Genomic DNA, 14373 nt, shown 5'->3' on the forward strand with positions numbered 1-14373 from the left:
TTTTCGCCGACGCCGACGTCGGCGAACCGGGGGGGCATATAGGGCATGACAACGACGCGCAGAGCGATACTGCGAGCGGGTGTACTTCTCCCGCTGGCCACGGCCTGCGCGCCGAATGTCCTCCTGGGTGATCGCGACAAGGTGCGAATCGCGGTGCCCTGGAGCGGATTCGAATTGCTGGCCTTCGATGCGGTTCTCGCCGGCGCTCGCGAGCGTGCCGCGAAACTCGGCATGCGCCGCGAAACACAATTGATCTTGCTCGGCGACGATATCGACACCGCATTCTCGGCGCGGGGCGCATCGGCGCCGGAAATCGTCATGCTGCCGCAAATCGGGCGAATCCGGGAGTTGCTCGCGGACAAGAATTCCCCACCGGCCATCGACAACGAGCTGTGGGAGGACCGGGTCGGACTGCGATACGGGCAGCACTGGGATTATGTGCTGCGCCGCAACGGCTTGCTCGGACGCGACGACGTGCGGTACGGGCTCCCGTTCAAGAGCGCGCAGAAATCGCTGATCTGGTACGACCGGCAAACCTTCGAGACACACGAGAAATCGCTCGGCGCACACGGTTTGGGGGAGCCCGCTGCGTGGACCGTCGCCGACTGGGCGACCGCCATGACGGCCCTGGAGCCCAGCGGCGTGCGCCTGCTGGCCTTCGGCGCGGCCGACGGGTGGGTGGTCACCGACCTCTTCGAGAATCTGCTGCACGCCGAATCGCGCTCGGTGTACACGGAATTGGAGACCGGGACCACGCACTGGCGCTGGGATCAACCGGAGGTGCGGGCCGCCCTGCGCCGCATGGGGGAGCTGTGCGCTCATCCGGCCGCCTTTCCGCGCGGCCTGGCCGTCGCCCTGACGCGGCAATTCCCCGATGCCGTCCGCGACGTCTTCGATCACCGCCGCGCCCTGATGGTCGCCGCACCGGATTTCGCCGAACCCTACGTGCATCGCAGCCTGGTGAACTCGGGCCGCAACACCGGCATCGTCGGCATCCTGCCCTTCCCCGCCCTCTCACCCGGCAGCCAGCGCCCCCTGATCGGCGCCGGCGATGTCATGGTGCTGACCGGCGAGGCCGGCGCCGATGCCCGGATGCTGCTGGCCGAACTGGCCGCACCCGACGCGGCCACGCCATGGATCGACGACATAGGCGGCTTCGTGGTGCCGAACCTGCGCAGCACGCACCGCCATTCCCCGCTCATGGATCCGGTCGCGCGCGAGCTCGATTCCTGGTCCAGCTTCGACCTGTCCGACCGCGTCGGCGCCGCCGGCGGCCGGTGGGGCCTGCGCCGCATCCTCACCGACTTCCTGCTCGACATCGCCGACTCGGGCGTCATGGGAGTCGAGGCCGCCGTGGACCGGGTGATCGCGAAGCTCGACGAGTTCCGGACGGGCGGATCCCCATGACCGCCCCGGAGTTCGACCCGCGCGTCTTCGAAACCCCCGATCTGCGCATGGAACTGGCCACGCGCCGGCTGTCGGGTCCGCTCATCCCCGGCCACCACCCGCGGCGGTGGTTCGGCTGGGCGGTCCGGATCCCGGCCTTCGTATTGATCGGCGTCCTGCTGGTGGCTCCCGTCGGGTGGACGGTCCATCTCGCGATCGATGCCCGGCCCGTGGTGGCGGTCGGCTGCGGCCTCGCCGTCCTGTGCGGGATCGCGGATACCGTCGTGGGCCGGACGCGGCGCTGGCTGTCGATGCTGGGGCTGCTGATCGTCGGCGTGGTGGTGGTCGCGGAATTCGGTGCGGCGGGCGCCTGGGCGTATGTGCGGACGCTGGGCTGGGTGCTGTGGGGAGTGTTCCTGGTATTGCTCGCACTGCTGCTGGCCTGGATCGGCCGCGGCCCGCGCCGGGCGTGGCCGCCGCTGGTCCTGCCGTTCGGAGTCTCCGCGTTCGCCTCGGGCATCGCGTTCCGGCTGATGTTCGAACGGGGCGGGGACGCCGGTCGATTGGACGATGTCGGCGAATACCGGTGGCTGTTCGTCGTCATGCTCGGGCTGGCATTCGCCTGGACCTGGCTGGGTGCGCTGGCCGGGATGTGGCGTGCGGCCATCCTCGGGGTGGAGGCCGATCCCGTGCAGTCGCGGACGATGCACGGGCCGGATGTCGGCGGCTCCGGGCGCGGCGGTTTCGTGCGGCGGCAGGCGCGCCGCCTGCGCAACCAGATCCGCATGCTGCACGAGGCACGCAAGTTGCTGCATCCGACCCTGCTGATGCTCGGGCTGATCGTCGGCGTCGCGGCGGCCCGGGTTTTCGACGTCGTCCTGATCGCGGTGCCGGGCCCGCTGCAACCATCGGCCGAGAGCGCCACCGTGCACTGGTGGTATCTGGCCGGCACGGCGGGATTCGGCGACGGGTACGCGGCCGCCTACGCACTGCCGCTGGCCGTCCTCATCGGCCTGACCGCATGGGTGTTGCAGCCCGATATGCGCCGCTACCGCAGACCTGGACCGGAAACCCGTGCCCCGGACCGGGATTCGGATCGGCCGCGGCTGTCGTGGCGGTCATGGCTGTGGCGATTGCTGCTGCTGACGCCGGTGCTGTTCCCGATCGGCTGGCTGATCTGGGTGGCGCTGCGGCAATCGCGTGGCTTCGGCGCCGAAGGCGTGCGCTGGGCGTGGAGCGATGCCGCGCTGTGGCGTTCGCTCGAGACCACACTGTGGGTGAGCTCGCTGGCGACCCTGGTGGTGGTGACCGCCGCCGTGCCGGTCGCCTTCCTGCTGGCCGAACTCGCCCCGGGGCAATGGATATCGCGCATCGCGGTGCCGTTGGTGGTGATCCTCACCGTCATGCCCGCGCAGCTCTACGGCGGCCCGATCCGGACCCTGCTGGATGCGTGGGGCCTGTCCGGCAGTCGCATTCCGCTGATCTTCGTGCACGCGGCCGCCGGTCTGCCCATGGCGATTCTCATTCTGCGCGGCGCGCTACTGGCGCCGCCGGATTCGCCGGCCGCCGACGCGTTGCACGGATTGGCAAGGCCCGCAACGATTCGGCGGCGGTTCCTGGAGCTGGCCGGCCCGGCGATCGGGGCGGTGGCGGTCCTGGAATTCATTCAAGTGTGGAACGACTTCTTCATCGGCCTGCTGATCGGCGGTGTCGGCGAAACCCCGTGGTCGCGGCTGCTGTGGGGCGAGGCCCGCCAATTCCACGAGAATGCGAGCCATCTCGCGGCGGGCGCACTGCTGTCGGCGATCCTGCCCGTCGTCCTGCTGCTGTGCACGTGGCGGCGATGGGTGGTGCCCGGCATTACGGGGGTGCGGCAATGACCCAGCCGGAGCGACCCAGCGGACAGTCGCCGTTGATCGCCACACCCCGGTCATCGCTGTGGCGCGGCTTCCTCGCCACGGCCTCGGCGGTCGCCACCGCGCTCATCTACCAGCTGGCCCGCACCCTGGTGGTGGACGCCTTCGGTGACAATCCCGCGGTGAAGCCGTACCTGCAGGCCCTGCTGTGGCTTCCGGTCGTGATCGTCGCACCGGCCGGCGCGTATGTGCTGTACCGGTCCGCGGGCGTGATGCGGGAACGGCGCCGGCGTGCCCGGGAGGCGGATGTGCTGGCCGGCTTGACCGGGCCGGGACCGATTGCGGTCGAGGGCAGTTCGGAGGAACGGCAGGGGATTCGTCCCGGTGTCAACGCGGTGGTGCAGCAGGACGGCGTCAACGCGGTGATACGGGTGCTGCGGACGTCGCCCGTGGAGACATACTGCCGGACCGGATTCATGGTCATGCTGGGCGCGATGGTGGAGGCGCCGGCCCGCATACCCGCCAGTGCGGCGCAGCAATGGAATCCACCGCCCGGAGCCCCCGCCGTCGTGCTCGCCGAGCTCTTCACGCGCGGCGAATTGCGGCTGGACGGCCCCGATGGATACCGGCGGACTCGCGACGAGTCCGAGACAATGCCGGATGCGCCGGACGCCGTGGTCGCCGCCATGCGCGCGGCCGCGCTGCCCGCGCTGCTCGCCCACCACGCCGACCGTGCGAGCCGGTGGACGATCGCCCTCGACACCGTCGCGCTCGGCGCCGCTGCCCGCCGATGGTTCGAGCGGGAGGGACCCGCCCTGCGGAGCCTGGTCATCGACTGCGGTGCGCCCACCGCGCCGATCCTGCCCGCCTCCGCCGTCCACGACCTGGCGCGGATCGCGGACGCGCTCGACGCTTGGTACGGGCAGCTCGGCGCGGACGAGGACGGCCCGCCGCCCGCCGCGGGTCTGAGCCTTCCGAATGCCCTGCTGCGCATACGGGGCATCGAGAACGAAACGGCGGCACAAGAATTGGCGGCCATCCGACGCGGCACCGACTTCGGGCCGCAGCGAAAGCGCGCCCGCGGGCGGTTTCGCTCGAGTCTGGCCGCCCGCAAGGAACATCGCCGCGCCCAACGCCTGCTCCGCCCGGCTCCCGTGCCCGCGCCGGGCCCCGGAGTATCAGCGGCCGTCGCGCGGGCCGGTGCGGTGCAGCGCCGTCTGGCGACCGCGGAACGGTCCTTCGAGTCCGCGTGGTGGCTGCTGCCCCGCGCGGACATCAAAGGAGAGGTGTGCACCCTGGTGAATCTCGCCGTCGTGCATATTCACCAGGGCCGCTACGACGCCGCCGGCGATCGCCTGGAACTCGCCGAGGCATTGACCCGCAATGGCATCGACCCCGCCGGCCGCGCCCACACCCACGAAACGATGGGCGTGATGATGTGGGCGAAGAAGGAACCGGAAGCCGCGGCGCGCTGCTGGCAGTCCGCCCTGCGCGACTACCGCGCCCTCCGCGACAACCCCGGAATCGCCCGCTGCCTGCAACATCTCGGCTCGGCCGCGGTGGCCGCGCCACGCCGTCTCGGCGGCCTCCTGCTGACGGGCGACGATCGTCTGACCGCCGCCGAAGTCCTACGCCAGGCCACCGGCTGGCTGGCCGAGGCCGAGCGCCTCGGCACGAGCACCCGCCTCGCCCGTGATTACCGCCTGGAAGCCGTGAGCTCGCTACCCGCGCCCATCACCCCGCTGAGCGCAATCGACCGCTGGCCCTTGCCGGACGGCGAAAGCACGTGACGGAAGCCGTTCCGCCGGACGCCTCCTCCGCATCGTCGACCCGCTCCTGTGCGTCGGTGGCGTCGATCTCGGCGAGCACGGTCCCACCCGGCAGCTTCGTGGAGCGATATTTGTTCTCGCCTTTGTCAGAGGGGCCGTGCAGGTGATCGGGCGGCGAGCCGTTCCCATTCGTCCAAGCGACGTATGCGCCGCGGGTGCAGACTGGCTTCATGACCTTGACCTGGCAAGACGTCGTGGCGCTCGCGACCACGCTCCCGGCGGTGGAGGAAGGGACCTGGTGGCGGAGTCCGGGGCTGAATGTGGCCGGGAAGAGTTTCGCGCGGTTGCGGAGCGAGGCCGAGGGCGGGCTGGTGTTGCGGTGTGAGCCGGAGGAGAAGGAGGCGCTGCTCGCTTCGGGGGATGACGCCTTCTACACCACGCCGCACTATGACGGGTCGCCGTACATTCTCATCGACCTGGATCGGGTGGATGAGGATCAGTTGCACGAGTTGATCGACAGTGCGTGGTGGCTGTCGGCGCCGGCCAGAATCCGCAAGCAGCGCGAACGCGACAATGCCGCGGGGTGATTCGCTGCTCAGCAGAAGGTGATGAGGGTTCTGTTCGTCACCGAGACTCGGGCCGCCTCGTAGAAGAGCAGCCAGGTTTCTCGTTCGCGGTAGAAGGGGTGCTCGTCGTCATCGCCGTGTTCGGCCAGGATCCTGGCGATTTCGGCATCCGATAGTTCGTCGTCGACCAGGGTGATTCCGAGGTAGGGGGCGACGTATTCCAGTTCGCGCAGCAGTCCGTCGCTGGATCCGACCATGCCGCCGGGCAGGCCCAGCTCCTCGTCGGGGAAGAGCACCTCGTCGAAATCCACCGGTACGTAATAGCCTTCGCAGTCCGAATGGCACAGCAGATGTGATTCGAACATGTACATGAGGCTGTCCACCGCCCCGTCTTCGGTGGGATCCTCGCCCTCCGCGACGGGAGTGAGCGGCTCGTCCGGGTACTTGTGGGCGCGTGCGTAGGCGCGGCGCAGGTAGTGCACGAAGCTGTAGGGAACACTGCCGACCGTGTCTCGCTCGGTCGCCGGGCCGTGCGTCGTCGCTTCGTGATGCGGCGAAATTCCTTCTTGCAGTAGCAGATCGTTGAGGGCGCGCAGCTGGTCGCGCAGTTCGTCGACCTCCTCGGGATAGTCGGTGTCCTGCAGTGCGTCGGCGAAAACATGTGTCGCTACGGCCAATCCCATGCGGGTGAGGCTAGCGGGCCGCACCGACATCCGCGGGCGGCCCACAGCAAAGCTGATCTTCGCATCGGGGAACCACCCTGAGGGGACCCGGATCCGGCACCCGCACGGCGCCCTGAAATTAGCCCTATTCAGGTGTTTTCCCTGCGAAATCACATGCGATTCCCAGGAAATGGGTCTTCCATCGAAGGTGTGCGCCGCACTCCGGCGCACCTCGTCCGAGAGAGGAATCGCCATGCCCGCCAAGTCGATCTTCACCGCCCGCCGCACCGCCGCACGGGTTCTCGTCGCCGGGATGCTGGCGGTGGTTCCTCTCGCCACCGTCGCCGCCACCGCGAGTGCGCACGCCGATACCCCGCCCGCGAGCACCGTCCCGGATCCGGGCACCGATCCGGCGATCATGCTGCTGCTGAACCAGACCCCGCCGGACATGGTCAATCTGCAGCAGCGCCACCAGAACCGGCCCTGCCCCTAATTCGGGAGCGCTTCCAATTCCCGGTCGGGATCGCCCTCCGGCGTGCCGAGCCGGCTGTCGAGAACCAGCCCCGCGACGCCGAGCAGCACGCACAGCGCGGTCACGATGATCTGCCCGGCATCGGTTTGCCCGGTGAGGGCATTGCCGAGCATGACGGTGGCCACCGTGCCCGGCAGGATGCCCACGACCGTGGCGAGAAAGTAGGGCAGCATCCGCACCGAGGACAGCGCCGCGCAGTAGTTGACCACCGCGAACGGCGCGAAGGCGATGAGCCGCAGTGATCCGACCGCGAGCCAGCCGCGGCGGGCCAGGCGGGCGTCCACCGCCCGCACGGTCGGATGGGTGAGGCGCGCGCGGACCCGCTCCTTGTCGAGCATGCGGACCAGCAGCAGCGCCAGCACCGCGCTCACGGTGGTGGCCGCGACGGCCAGCGACAGTCCCCGCGCCGACCCGAACAGCATGCCCGCGCTCAGGGTGAAGACCGTGCGCGGGAACGGGAGAATGCACACCAGGGTGTGCACCACGAAGAACACCAGCGGCAGCCACGGGCCCACCGAATCGGCCCATACCCGAATCTGCTGCGGTCCGGGATGCGGTGCGAACGCGGCCAGCGCCAGCACCGCCACGCCTGCGAGCAGCAGTGCCAGCACGCGCGGTTGCCGCAGCCGCGCGAGCAGTTCGGGCAGTCGGCTCAGCGGTCGGCGGCGGCGCTCGAGCGGCGCGGGCGGGCTTGTTGGCACCGCGCCAGGTTACCCGCCGGTAGCGAGACTCGGGCGACAGTAATCGGAAAGGTGTGGTTAGCATCAGGGGAAAGACGATGAATGCTCGTTAACCGAAGTGCCCGCTGAGCTGTGTGAATGCGGTCGAAAGCGGGCATTGAAGTCGGGGAGTGGAAGAAGGAACAGCAGCTATGCCGATTGCTTCAGACCCGGACGCCGATCCGGTGCCCGGGTACGCCGCCTGGCGCAAGGGTGTCGCCGGAGTGCTGGCCAAGGCCCGCAGGGTGGACGTATCGGAACTGCCGGAAGAGCCGGAGAAGCTGCTCGCGGTCTCGACCTACGACGGGCTCACGGTCAACCCGCTGTATACCCGCCGTGACGAGCTGCCCGAACAGCCGCTGCCCGGGCAATTCCCGTTCGTGCGCGGCGGAGACGCCACCCGCGACGTGCATCGCGGCTGGTTCGTGAACCAGCGCTTCGGCGGGCCGGACGCCGAGGCCGTCAACGCGACGATCATGGGCGCGCTGGAGAACGGCGTGAGCGCGATCGGGCTGGGCGTGGGGGAGCGCGGCGTCCCGGTCGCCGGGATTCCGGCCGCCCTGTCGGGCCTGCTGTTCGAGCTGGCCCCGCTGACCCTGGACGCCGGCCCCGACGTGACCGAGGCTGCGGCCCAGGTGTTCTCGGTGCTCGACGGCTATACCGTGGAGAACCGCAAGGACATTCGCGTGCAGCTGGGCGCGACCCCGCTGACGAGCTTGTTCGCCGGAACCGCGGCCATCGACCTGGACGGCGCGATCGCCCTCGCCCAGCAGGCGGTGGCCCGGCCCGAAACGGTGCGCGCGATCACGGTGTGCGGCGTCGCCTTCCACAACGCGGGGGCCTCCGACGCCCAGGAACTGGGTGCGGCCGTGGCCGCGGGCCTGGAGTACCTGCGCGCGCTCACCGACGCGGGCGCGGACATCGTGGATGCCCTCGAACAGCTGGAATTCCGCTTCGCCGCCACCGACGACCAGTTCGAGACCATGGCCAAATTCCGTGCCGCCCGGCGACTCTGGGCGCGCGTGGCACAGGTCTGCGGCGCGCCCGACTACGGCAACGCGCCCCAGCACGCCATGACCTCCCCGGCCATGATGACCCAGCGCGATCCGTGGGTGAACATGCTGCGCACCACCCTCGCCGCCTTCGGCGCCGGCGTCGGCGGCGCGGACATCGTCACGGTGCTGCCCTTCGACAATGCCCTGCCCGCCGGGGAACTCGGTGTCTCGCAGGCGTTCTCCGAGCGCATGGCCCGCAACACCCAGTTGCTGCTGCTCGAGGAATCCCACCTCGGCCACGTGCAGGATCCGGGCGCGGGCTCCTGGTACGTCGAATCCCTCACCGACGCGCTGGCCGCCAAGGCGTGGGAGTTCATGCAGGAGCTGGAGTCCGCCGGCGGCTACCTGGCCGCCCTGGAGTCCGGACTGCTCGCCGAGCGCATCGCCGAGACCAAGGCCGAGCGCGATGCCGATGTGGCGCACCGCAAGACGGCCGTCACCGGCGTGAACGAATTCCCGAACCTGGCCGAGGAACCGCTGTCGGAGGCGGCGCGGCTGGCGAGCCCGGAGTCGAGCTACGGCGCGGCCTTCGAGGCCCTGCGCAATCGCAGCGACGCCTACCTGGTCGCCAATGGCGCACGGCCCAAGGCGCTGCTGGTGCCGCTGGGTCCGGTCTCGGAGCACAATGTGCGGGTCACCTTCACGGCCAACCTCCTCGCGTCGGGCGGTATCGAATCGATCAACCCGGGCGCGCTGGTCGGGGCCGGGATCGGTGCGGCGGCAACCGAATCCGAAGCCACCCTCGCGGTGCTGTGCGGTTCCGACGCCCGCTACGGCTCCGATGCCGGTGCGGCCGTGGCGGCGCTGCGAGAAGCGGGCGTGACCACGGTCCTGCTGGCCGGTCCCGAGAAGGCGGTCGCCGACCTGTCCGGCGCGCAGCGGCCGGACGGATTCCTGACGGCGCGGATGGATGCGGTGACGGCGCTGTCCGGCCTGCTGGAAAAGCTGGGAGCATAGAGATGAGTGACATCAAGCATCTGATCGGCAATTTCGCCGAGGTTCCGCTCGGCGAGCCCGCGGACGCCACGGTCGAGGCCACCGCGGTGGACGCCTTCGTCAAGGAGGCCGCGGCCGCCAACAACTATGCGCCCGAACAGCTCACCTGGGCGACGCCCGAAGGCATCGACGTCCCACCGGTTTTCACCAAGGCCGACCGGGATGCCATTGCCGCCGCGGGCTATCCGCTCGACAGCGTGCCCGGCGTGGCCCCGTTCGTGCGCGGCCCGTACCCCACCATGTACGTGAACCAGCCGTGGACGATCCGCCAGTACGCCGGTTTCTCCACCGCCGCCGACTCCAATGCCTTCTACCGCCGCAACCTGCAGGCGGGCCAGAAGGGCCTGTCGGTGGCCTTCGACCTGGCCACCCACCGCGGCTACGACTCCGATCACCCGCGCGTCACCGGCGATGTGGGCATGGCCGGTGTGGCCATCGACTCCATCCTGGACATGCGGGAGTTGTTCGATCACATTCCGCTGGACCAGGTCTCGGTGTCGATGACCATGAACGGCGCGGTGCTGCCCATTCTGGCGCTCTACGTCGTGGCCGCCGAGGAGCAGGGCGTCAAACCCGAACAGCTGGCCGGAACCATTCAGAACGACATTCTGAAGGAGTTCATGGTCCGCAACACCTACATCTACCCGCCCAAGCCGTCCATGCGGATCATCTCCGACATCTTCGCCTTCACCTCGGCCAAGATGCCGAAGTTCAACTCGATCTCCATCTCCGGCTACCACATTCAGGAAGCCGGTGCGACCGCCGACCTGGAGCTGGCCTACACCCTCGCCGACGGCGTCGAATACATTCGCGCCGGCATCGAGGCGGGCATGGAGGTCGACAAGTTCGCCCCGCGCCTGTCGTTCTTCTGGGCCATCGGCATGAACTTCTTCATGGAGGTCGCCAAGCTGCGCGCCGGCCGCCTGCTGTGGAGCGAGCTGGTCGCCAAGTTCGAGCCAAAGAGCGCCAAATCCCTTGCGCTGCGGACTCATTCGCAGACCTCGGGCTGGTCGCTCACCGCGCAGGACGTGTTCAACAATGTGGCCCGCACCTGCGTGGAGGCCATGGCCGCGACCCAGGGCCACACCCAGTCGCTGCACACCAACGCCCTCGACGAGGCGCTGGCCCTGCCGACGGACTTCTCCGCCCGCATCGCCCGCAACACCCAGCTGCTCATCCAGCAGGAGTCCAACACCACCCGGCCCGCCGACCCGTGGGGCGGCTCCTACTACGTGGAATGGCTGACCCACCAGCTCGCCGAGCGCGCCCGCGCGCACATCGCCGAGGTGGAGGCGCACGGCGGTATGGCGCAGGCGATTTCGGAAGGCATCCCGAAACTGCGCATCGAGGAGGCCGCCGCCCGCACCCAGGCGCGCATCGACACCGGCCAGCAGCCGGTCATCGGCGTCAACAAGTACCAGGTCGAAGAGGACACTCCGATCGAGGTGCTCAAGGTCGACAACACCCGCGTGCGCGCCGAGCAGAACGAGAAGCTGAAGCGGCTGCGCGCGGAACGGGATTCGGCCGAGGTGGAGAAGGCCCTGGCCGAATTGACCCGCGCCGCAGCCTCCTCCGAGGGCGGCATGGCGAACAACCTCCTCGCCCTGGCCATCGACGCCGCGCGCGCCAAGGCCACCGTCGGCGAGATCTCCGACGCCCTGGAAAAGGTCTACGGCCGCCACCAGGCCGAAATCCGTACGCTCTCCGGCGTTTACCGAGAAGAGGCGGGCAAGGTGACCAATATCAGCCGTGCCATCGATCTGGTCGAGGAATTCGCCGAAGCCGAGGGCCGCCGCCCCCGCATCCTGGTCGCCAAGATGGGCCAGGACGGCCACGACCGCGGCCAGAAGGTGATCGCCACCGCCTTCGCCGACCTCGGCATGGACGTCGATGTGGGCCCGCTGTTCCAGACCCCCGAAGAGGTGGCCCAGCAGGCGGCCGACAACGACGTGCACATCGTCGGCGTCTCCTCCCTGGCGGCAGGCCACCTCACGCTGGTGCCCGCCCTCCGGCAGGCACTCGCCGACGTCGGCCGCCCCGACATCATGGTCATCGTCGGCGGCGTCATCCCACCCGGCGACTTCGCCGAACTCTACGAAGCCGGCGCGGCCGCCATCTTCCCGCCCGGCACCGTGATCGCCGACGCGGCCGTCGACCTCATCAAGAAACTGGCCGAATCCCTGGGCCACGAGATCGGCACCGGCGCGGCCGAATGAGCAGCCATGCGCGCAGGCAGCGGCGCACCGTGACCATCGAGTGCGCCACTGGCTCGCGAAGTGGGCACGGTATGAGCGGTCGATGCCGCGCGTGGGAGTGTGGCGTGAATGCGCGGCGGTCCGCCTCCTCGGGGAAGGGCAGGGCATGAACGACGCCGCACGGCGAGCCGAGGGCGGACACGGCCCTCGGCTCGGAACTACGGCGGGCGTCGCGATGCCCGGCGGCGTAACCCCGGCGGCGGCCGGCGGGGCGCGGCGGACGATCGATGTGGACGCTCTCGCGGAGCAGATCCGCGGCGGGCAGCGTGCCGCGCTGGCGCGGGCGATCACCCTGGTCGAATCCACGCGCGCGGATCATCGGGAGCTGGCCCAGCAGTTGCTGCTGCGGCTGACCCCGGCCGAGGACACGGTCGTGTCCAATCGGGTGGGGATCACCGGTGTGCCGGGCGTGGGCAAATCGACCTTCATCGATGCGCTCGGCATGTACCTGATCGGTGAAGGCCATCGGGTCGCGGTGCTGGCGGTGGATCCGTCCTCGACGCGCACCGGCGGTTCGATTCTGGGCGACAAGACCCGCATGGCCCGGCTGGCGGTGGAGCGGGACGCGTTCATCCGCCCGTCGCCGACCGCGGGCACGCTCGGCGGCGTCGCCAAGGCCACGCGCGAGACGATCGTGCTGCTCGAGGCGGCCGGTTACGACGTGATCCTGGTGGAGACCGTCGGTGTCGGGCAGTCCGAGGTCACCGTGGCCAATATGGTGGACGTGTTCTGCTTCCTCACCTTGGCTCGGACCGGCGATCAGTTGCAGGGGATCAAGAAGGGTGTGCTCGAGCTGGCGGACCTGGTCGCGGTGAACAAGGCCGACGGCAAGCACGAGCTGGAGGCCAAGACCGCCGCGCGCGAACTCAGTGGCGCCATGCGCTTGATTCACCCGCGTGAATCACTGTGGCATCCACCGGTATTGACGATGAGTGGGTTGAACGGCACGGGGCTGGACCGGTTCTGGGATGTGGTGCTCACTCATCGCCGAGTGCTCACCGAGGCAGGGGAATTCGCGGAGAAGCGCCGACGGCAGCAGATCGACTGGACCTGGACCATGGTGCACGACAACCTGCTTCGCCGGCTGACCGACAATCCGGCGGTGAAAGCTCTTCGCCCCCAGGTGGAGAAGCAGATTCGTGACGGTTCGCTCACGCCCGCACTGGCCGCGGAGGAGATTCTGCGCGCCTTCGACGCGAGAGGTTGATCGATGCCGGACGAGCAGGTGCGGTTCCGGGACGGTGCGGCCGGTGACGCGGAGGCGATCGCCGCATTGCACACCGCGAGCTGGCGCACGGCCTATGCGGGGATCATGCCGCAGGACTACCTCGAGGGACCGCTGCTCGAAGAACGCCGGGCCCTGTGGCGTGGCCGCCTCGCCGGGGGCGGCGCGTCCGGCCATCTGATCATTGCCGAATCCGGGGCTGACCTGGCCGGATTCGCGTACCTCATGCCGCGCGCGGACGGCCGGATCCTCATCGACAACCTGCACGTCCACCCCGGCCGCAAGCGTTCCGGCTTGGGCGGGCGGCTGCTGCGCCGCGCCTTCGAGTGGGCGGCCGCCGCGCATCCGGGCAGCGTGGTCTACCTGGAAGTCCTCGCCGACAACGCCCCGGCCATCGCCTTCTACGAACGGCACGGCGGCCGCCGAACCGACCGTCGCACAGCGGTTTTCCCGCAGGGCTTTGCGCTGGACGAGTACGAGTACAGCTGGCCGCAGGTAGTCCCCGCCGATCTTGGTGGCCGGAATTAGGTAGGCAACTACTCGCGCGTAAATGTGTGAGATGTCTGAATCTGGGAATTAGGAAAACGGTTCCTACCCCAGGGAGTTCGACATGAATAGCGCCGATGCGGTCCGCCGACCGGTGAGTCGGCCGGGAACACTGCCACACTTCGCGGTGTGCGTCGCCGACATCACCGTCGACGGCGGCACGTCGATGCCGATGCTGTGCCTGCTCACCCCCGATGGTGAGCTCATGGTCCCGACCGGCTGGCAGGATCCACTCGTCGAAGAGGGAATCGAGCACGAGGTGCAGGTGGAGTTCCGCCCGCAGTGGGCCGAACTGCACCCGGACCAACTGGTGCCGCCGGTTCCCGAGGAATACCCGCTGTGGCGACTGAAAGCGCGTGTCCCGCTGGCCGGTCGTGAGATGAAGCCGGTCCGGCTGCGCGTGTCCTCGGGGGTTCCGAAGTCGCTGAGCTCCGGAATACCCCGGCGCGTCCCCGACGGCACCGTTCGGCACTACCTGCTGCGGCTCGGGGCCGCGGCGGCGGGCCTGCTCTCCGCCTATTTTCTGGGCCGCCTGGTGCTGCGCGTCTACCGCGCGGTCGCCGCGCGCCTGGCCCAGCGACGCTGATCCTGTTCTCCGAAGCCCGGCCGCCGCAGCCCGATTGCGGCCGCCGGGCTCGCTGCCGGCGGCTGTGAAACTGCCTTCTTTCTGCGATGACGGCGTGTTCCTACTATCTGTACTCCGGATTGATTACGTCGCGACAAAACTTCCACCCGCCCCGCAATCGAGGGCGATCCTGAAAGCAGCGGCGCTGGTCTCGCGGCGCGCGATGCCGGCGCGGCACGGC

The 14373-nt window shown here is 69.3% G+C and carries 12 protein-coding genes; 10 read left to right on the plus strand and 2 right to left on the minus strand.

What is annotated here, in order from left to right:
- The first annotated feature begins 45 nt into the window (after positions 1-45).
- From ACFVIV_RS21965 to ACFVIV_RS21980, 4 genes are all read left to right on the plus strand, one after another.
- Positions 46-1407 (plus strand): ABC transporter substrate-binding protein, encoded by a 1362-nt coding sequence (locus ACFVIV_RS21965; protein ID WP_379199082.1) that lies wholly within the window; start codon positions 46-48, stop codon positions 1405-1407.
- Positions 1404-3266, plus strand: coding sequence for a hypothetical protein (locus ACFVIV_RS21970; RefSeq protein ID WP_379199084.1), 1863 nt, complete (start codon positions 1404-1406; stop codon positions 3264-3266). The genes ACFVIV_RS21965 and ACFVIV_RS21970 overlap by 4 nt, the downstream gene beginning before the upstream one ends.
- On the plus strand, positions 3263-5032 hold the full coding sequence (locus ACFVIV_RS21975) for a hypothetical protein (RefSeq protein WP_379199086.1): 1770 nt from the start codon (positions 3263-3265) through the stop codon (positions 5030-5032). Before ACFVIV_RS21970 ends, ACFVIV_RS21975 begins: the two co-directional genes overlap by 4 nt.
- 209 nt (positions 5033-5241) lie before the next feature.
- A complete protein-coding gene (locus ACFVIV_RS21980; RefSeq protein WP_379199088.1) occupies positions 5242-5598 on the plus strand; it encodes an MmcQ/YjbR family DNA-binding protein in 357 nt (118 codons plus the stop codon).
- 8 nt (positions 5599-5606) lie between these two features.
- Here the strand turns inward: ACFVIV_RS21980 and ACFVIV_RS21985 are convergent, their stop codons facing one another.
- The gene (locus ACFVIV_RS21985; RefSeq protein ID WP_379199090.1) at positions 5607-6260 is read right to left on the minus strand and encodes a hypothetical protein; all 654 of its coding nucleotides are present in this window, start codon (positions 6258-6260) and stop codon (positions 5607-5609) included.
- Positions 6261-6492: 232 nt separating this feature from the next.
- Here ACFVIV_RS21985 and ACFVIV_RS21990 point away from each other — a divergent pair, with 232 nt between their 5' ends.
- Positions 6493-6732 carry a hypothetical protein gene (locus tag ACFVIV_RS21990; protein WP_379199091.1) on the plus strand — a complete coding sequence of 80 codons (240 nt, stop codon included), beginning with the start codon at positions 6493-6495 and terminating at the stop codon, positions 6730-6732.
- On the opposite strand, the gene ACFVIV_RS21995 is transcribed toward ACFVIV_RS21990, so the two are convergent.
- Positions 6729-7409: a TVP38/TMEM64 family protein gene (locus ACFVIV_RS21995; protein WP_379199158.1), complete on the minus strand. Its 681-nt coding sequence runs from the start codon at positions 7407-7409 to the stop codon at positions 6729-6731. The genes ACFVIV_RS21990 and ACFVIV_RS21995 overlap by 4 nt on opposite strands.
- A gap of 233 nt (positions 7410-7642) precedes the next feature.
- Between ACFVIV_RS21995 and ACFVIV_RS22000 the strand changes: the two genes are divergently transcribed.
- The 5 genes from ACFVIV_RS22000 to ACFVIV_RS22020 all read left to right on the plus strand — a co-directional run bounded on the left by ACFVIV_RS22000 (position 7643) and on the right by ACFVIV_RS22020 (position 14153).
- Positions 7643-9502 carry a methylmalonyl-CoA mutase family protein gene (locus tag ACFVIV_RS22000; protein ID WP_379199093.1) on the plus strand — a complete coding sequence of 620 codons (1860 nt, stop codon included), beginning with the start codon at positions 7643-7645 and terminating at the stop codon, positions 9500-9502.
- A 2-nt stretch (positions 9503-9504) separates the two neighbouring features.
- A complete protein-coding gene (scpA, locus tag ACFVIV_RS22005; RefSeq protein WP_379199095.1) occupies positions 9505-11757 on the plus strand; it encodes a methylmalonyl-CoA mutase in 2253 nt (750 codons plus the stop codon).
- Between the two features lie 214 nt (positions 11758-11971).
- Positions 11972-13003: a methylmalonyl Co-A mutase-associated GTPase MeaB gene (gene meaB / locus ACFVIV_RS22010; RefSeq protein WP_379199160.1), complete on the plus strand. Its 1032-nt coding sequence runs from the start codon at positions 11972-11974 to the stop codon at positions 13001-13003.
- 3 nt (positions 13004-13006) lie between these two features.
- Entirely contained in the window at positions 13007-13549 is a 543-nt protein-coding gene (locus ACFVIV_RS22015) for a GNAT family N-acetyltransferase (protein WP_379199097.1), read from the plus strand.
- Between the two features lie 82 nt (positions 13550-13631).
- Positions 13632-14153, plus strand: a complete 522-nt coding sequence (locus ACFVIV_RS22020; protein ID WP_379199099.1) for a hypothetical protein — start codon at positions 13632-13634, stop codon at positions 14151-14153.
- The last annotated feature ends 220 nt before the right edge of the window (positions 14154-14373 follow it).

The sequence above is a fragment of the Nocardia sp. NPDC127526 genome (assembly GCF_042672265.1).
Taxonomy (GTDB): domain Bacteria; phylum Actinomycetota; class Actinomycetes; order Mycobacteriales; family Mycobacteriaceae; genus Nocardia.

Bases quoted from the DNA above. Each gene is read 5' to 3' on its own strand.
- ACFVIV_RS21965 (WP_379199082.1), top strand. From the start codon at position 46: ATGACAACGACGCGCAGAGCGATACTGCGAGCGGGTGTACTTCTCCCG.
- ACFVIV_RS21970 (WP_379199084.1), top strand. From the start codon at position 1,404: ATGACCGCCCCGGAGTTCGACCCGCGCGTCTTCGAAACCCCCGATCTG.
- ACFVIV_RS21975 (WP_379199086.1), top strand. From the start codon at position 3,263: ATGACCCAGCCGGAGCGACCCAGCGGACAGTCGCCGTTGATCGCCACA.
- ACFVIV_RS21980 (WP_379199088.1), top strand. From the start codon at position 5,242: ATGACCTTGACCTGGCAAGACGTCGTGGCGCTCGCGACCACGCTCCCG.
- ACFVIV_RS21985 (WP_379199090.1), bottom strand. From the start codon at position 6,260: ATGGGATTGGCCGTAGCGACACATGTTTTCGCCGACGCACTGCAGGAC.
- ACFVIV_RS21990 (WP_379199091.1), top strand. From the start codon at position 6,493: ATGCCCGCCAAGTCGATCTTCACCGCCCGCCGCACCGCCGCACGGGTT.
- ACFVIV_RS22000 (WP_379199093.1), top strand. From the start codon at position 7,643: ATGCCGATTGCTTCAGACCCGGACGCCGATCCGGTGCCCGGGTACGCC.
- scpA (WP_379199095.1), top strand. From the start codon at position 9,505: ATGAGTGACATCAAGCATCTGATCGGCAATTTCGCCGAGGTTCCGCTC.
- meaB (WP_379199160.1), top strand. From the start codon at position 11,972: ATGCCCGGCGGCGTAACCCCGGCGGCGGCCGGCGGGGCGCGGCGGACG.
- ACFVIV_RS22015 (WP_379199097.1), top strand. From the start codon at position 13,007: ATGCCGGACGAGCAGGTGCGGTTCCGGGACGGTGCGGCCGGTGACGCG.
- ACFVIV_RS22020 (WP_379199099.1), top strand. From the start codon at position 13,632: ATGAATAGCGCCGATGCGGTCCGCCGACCGGTGAGTCGGCCGGGAACA.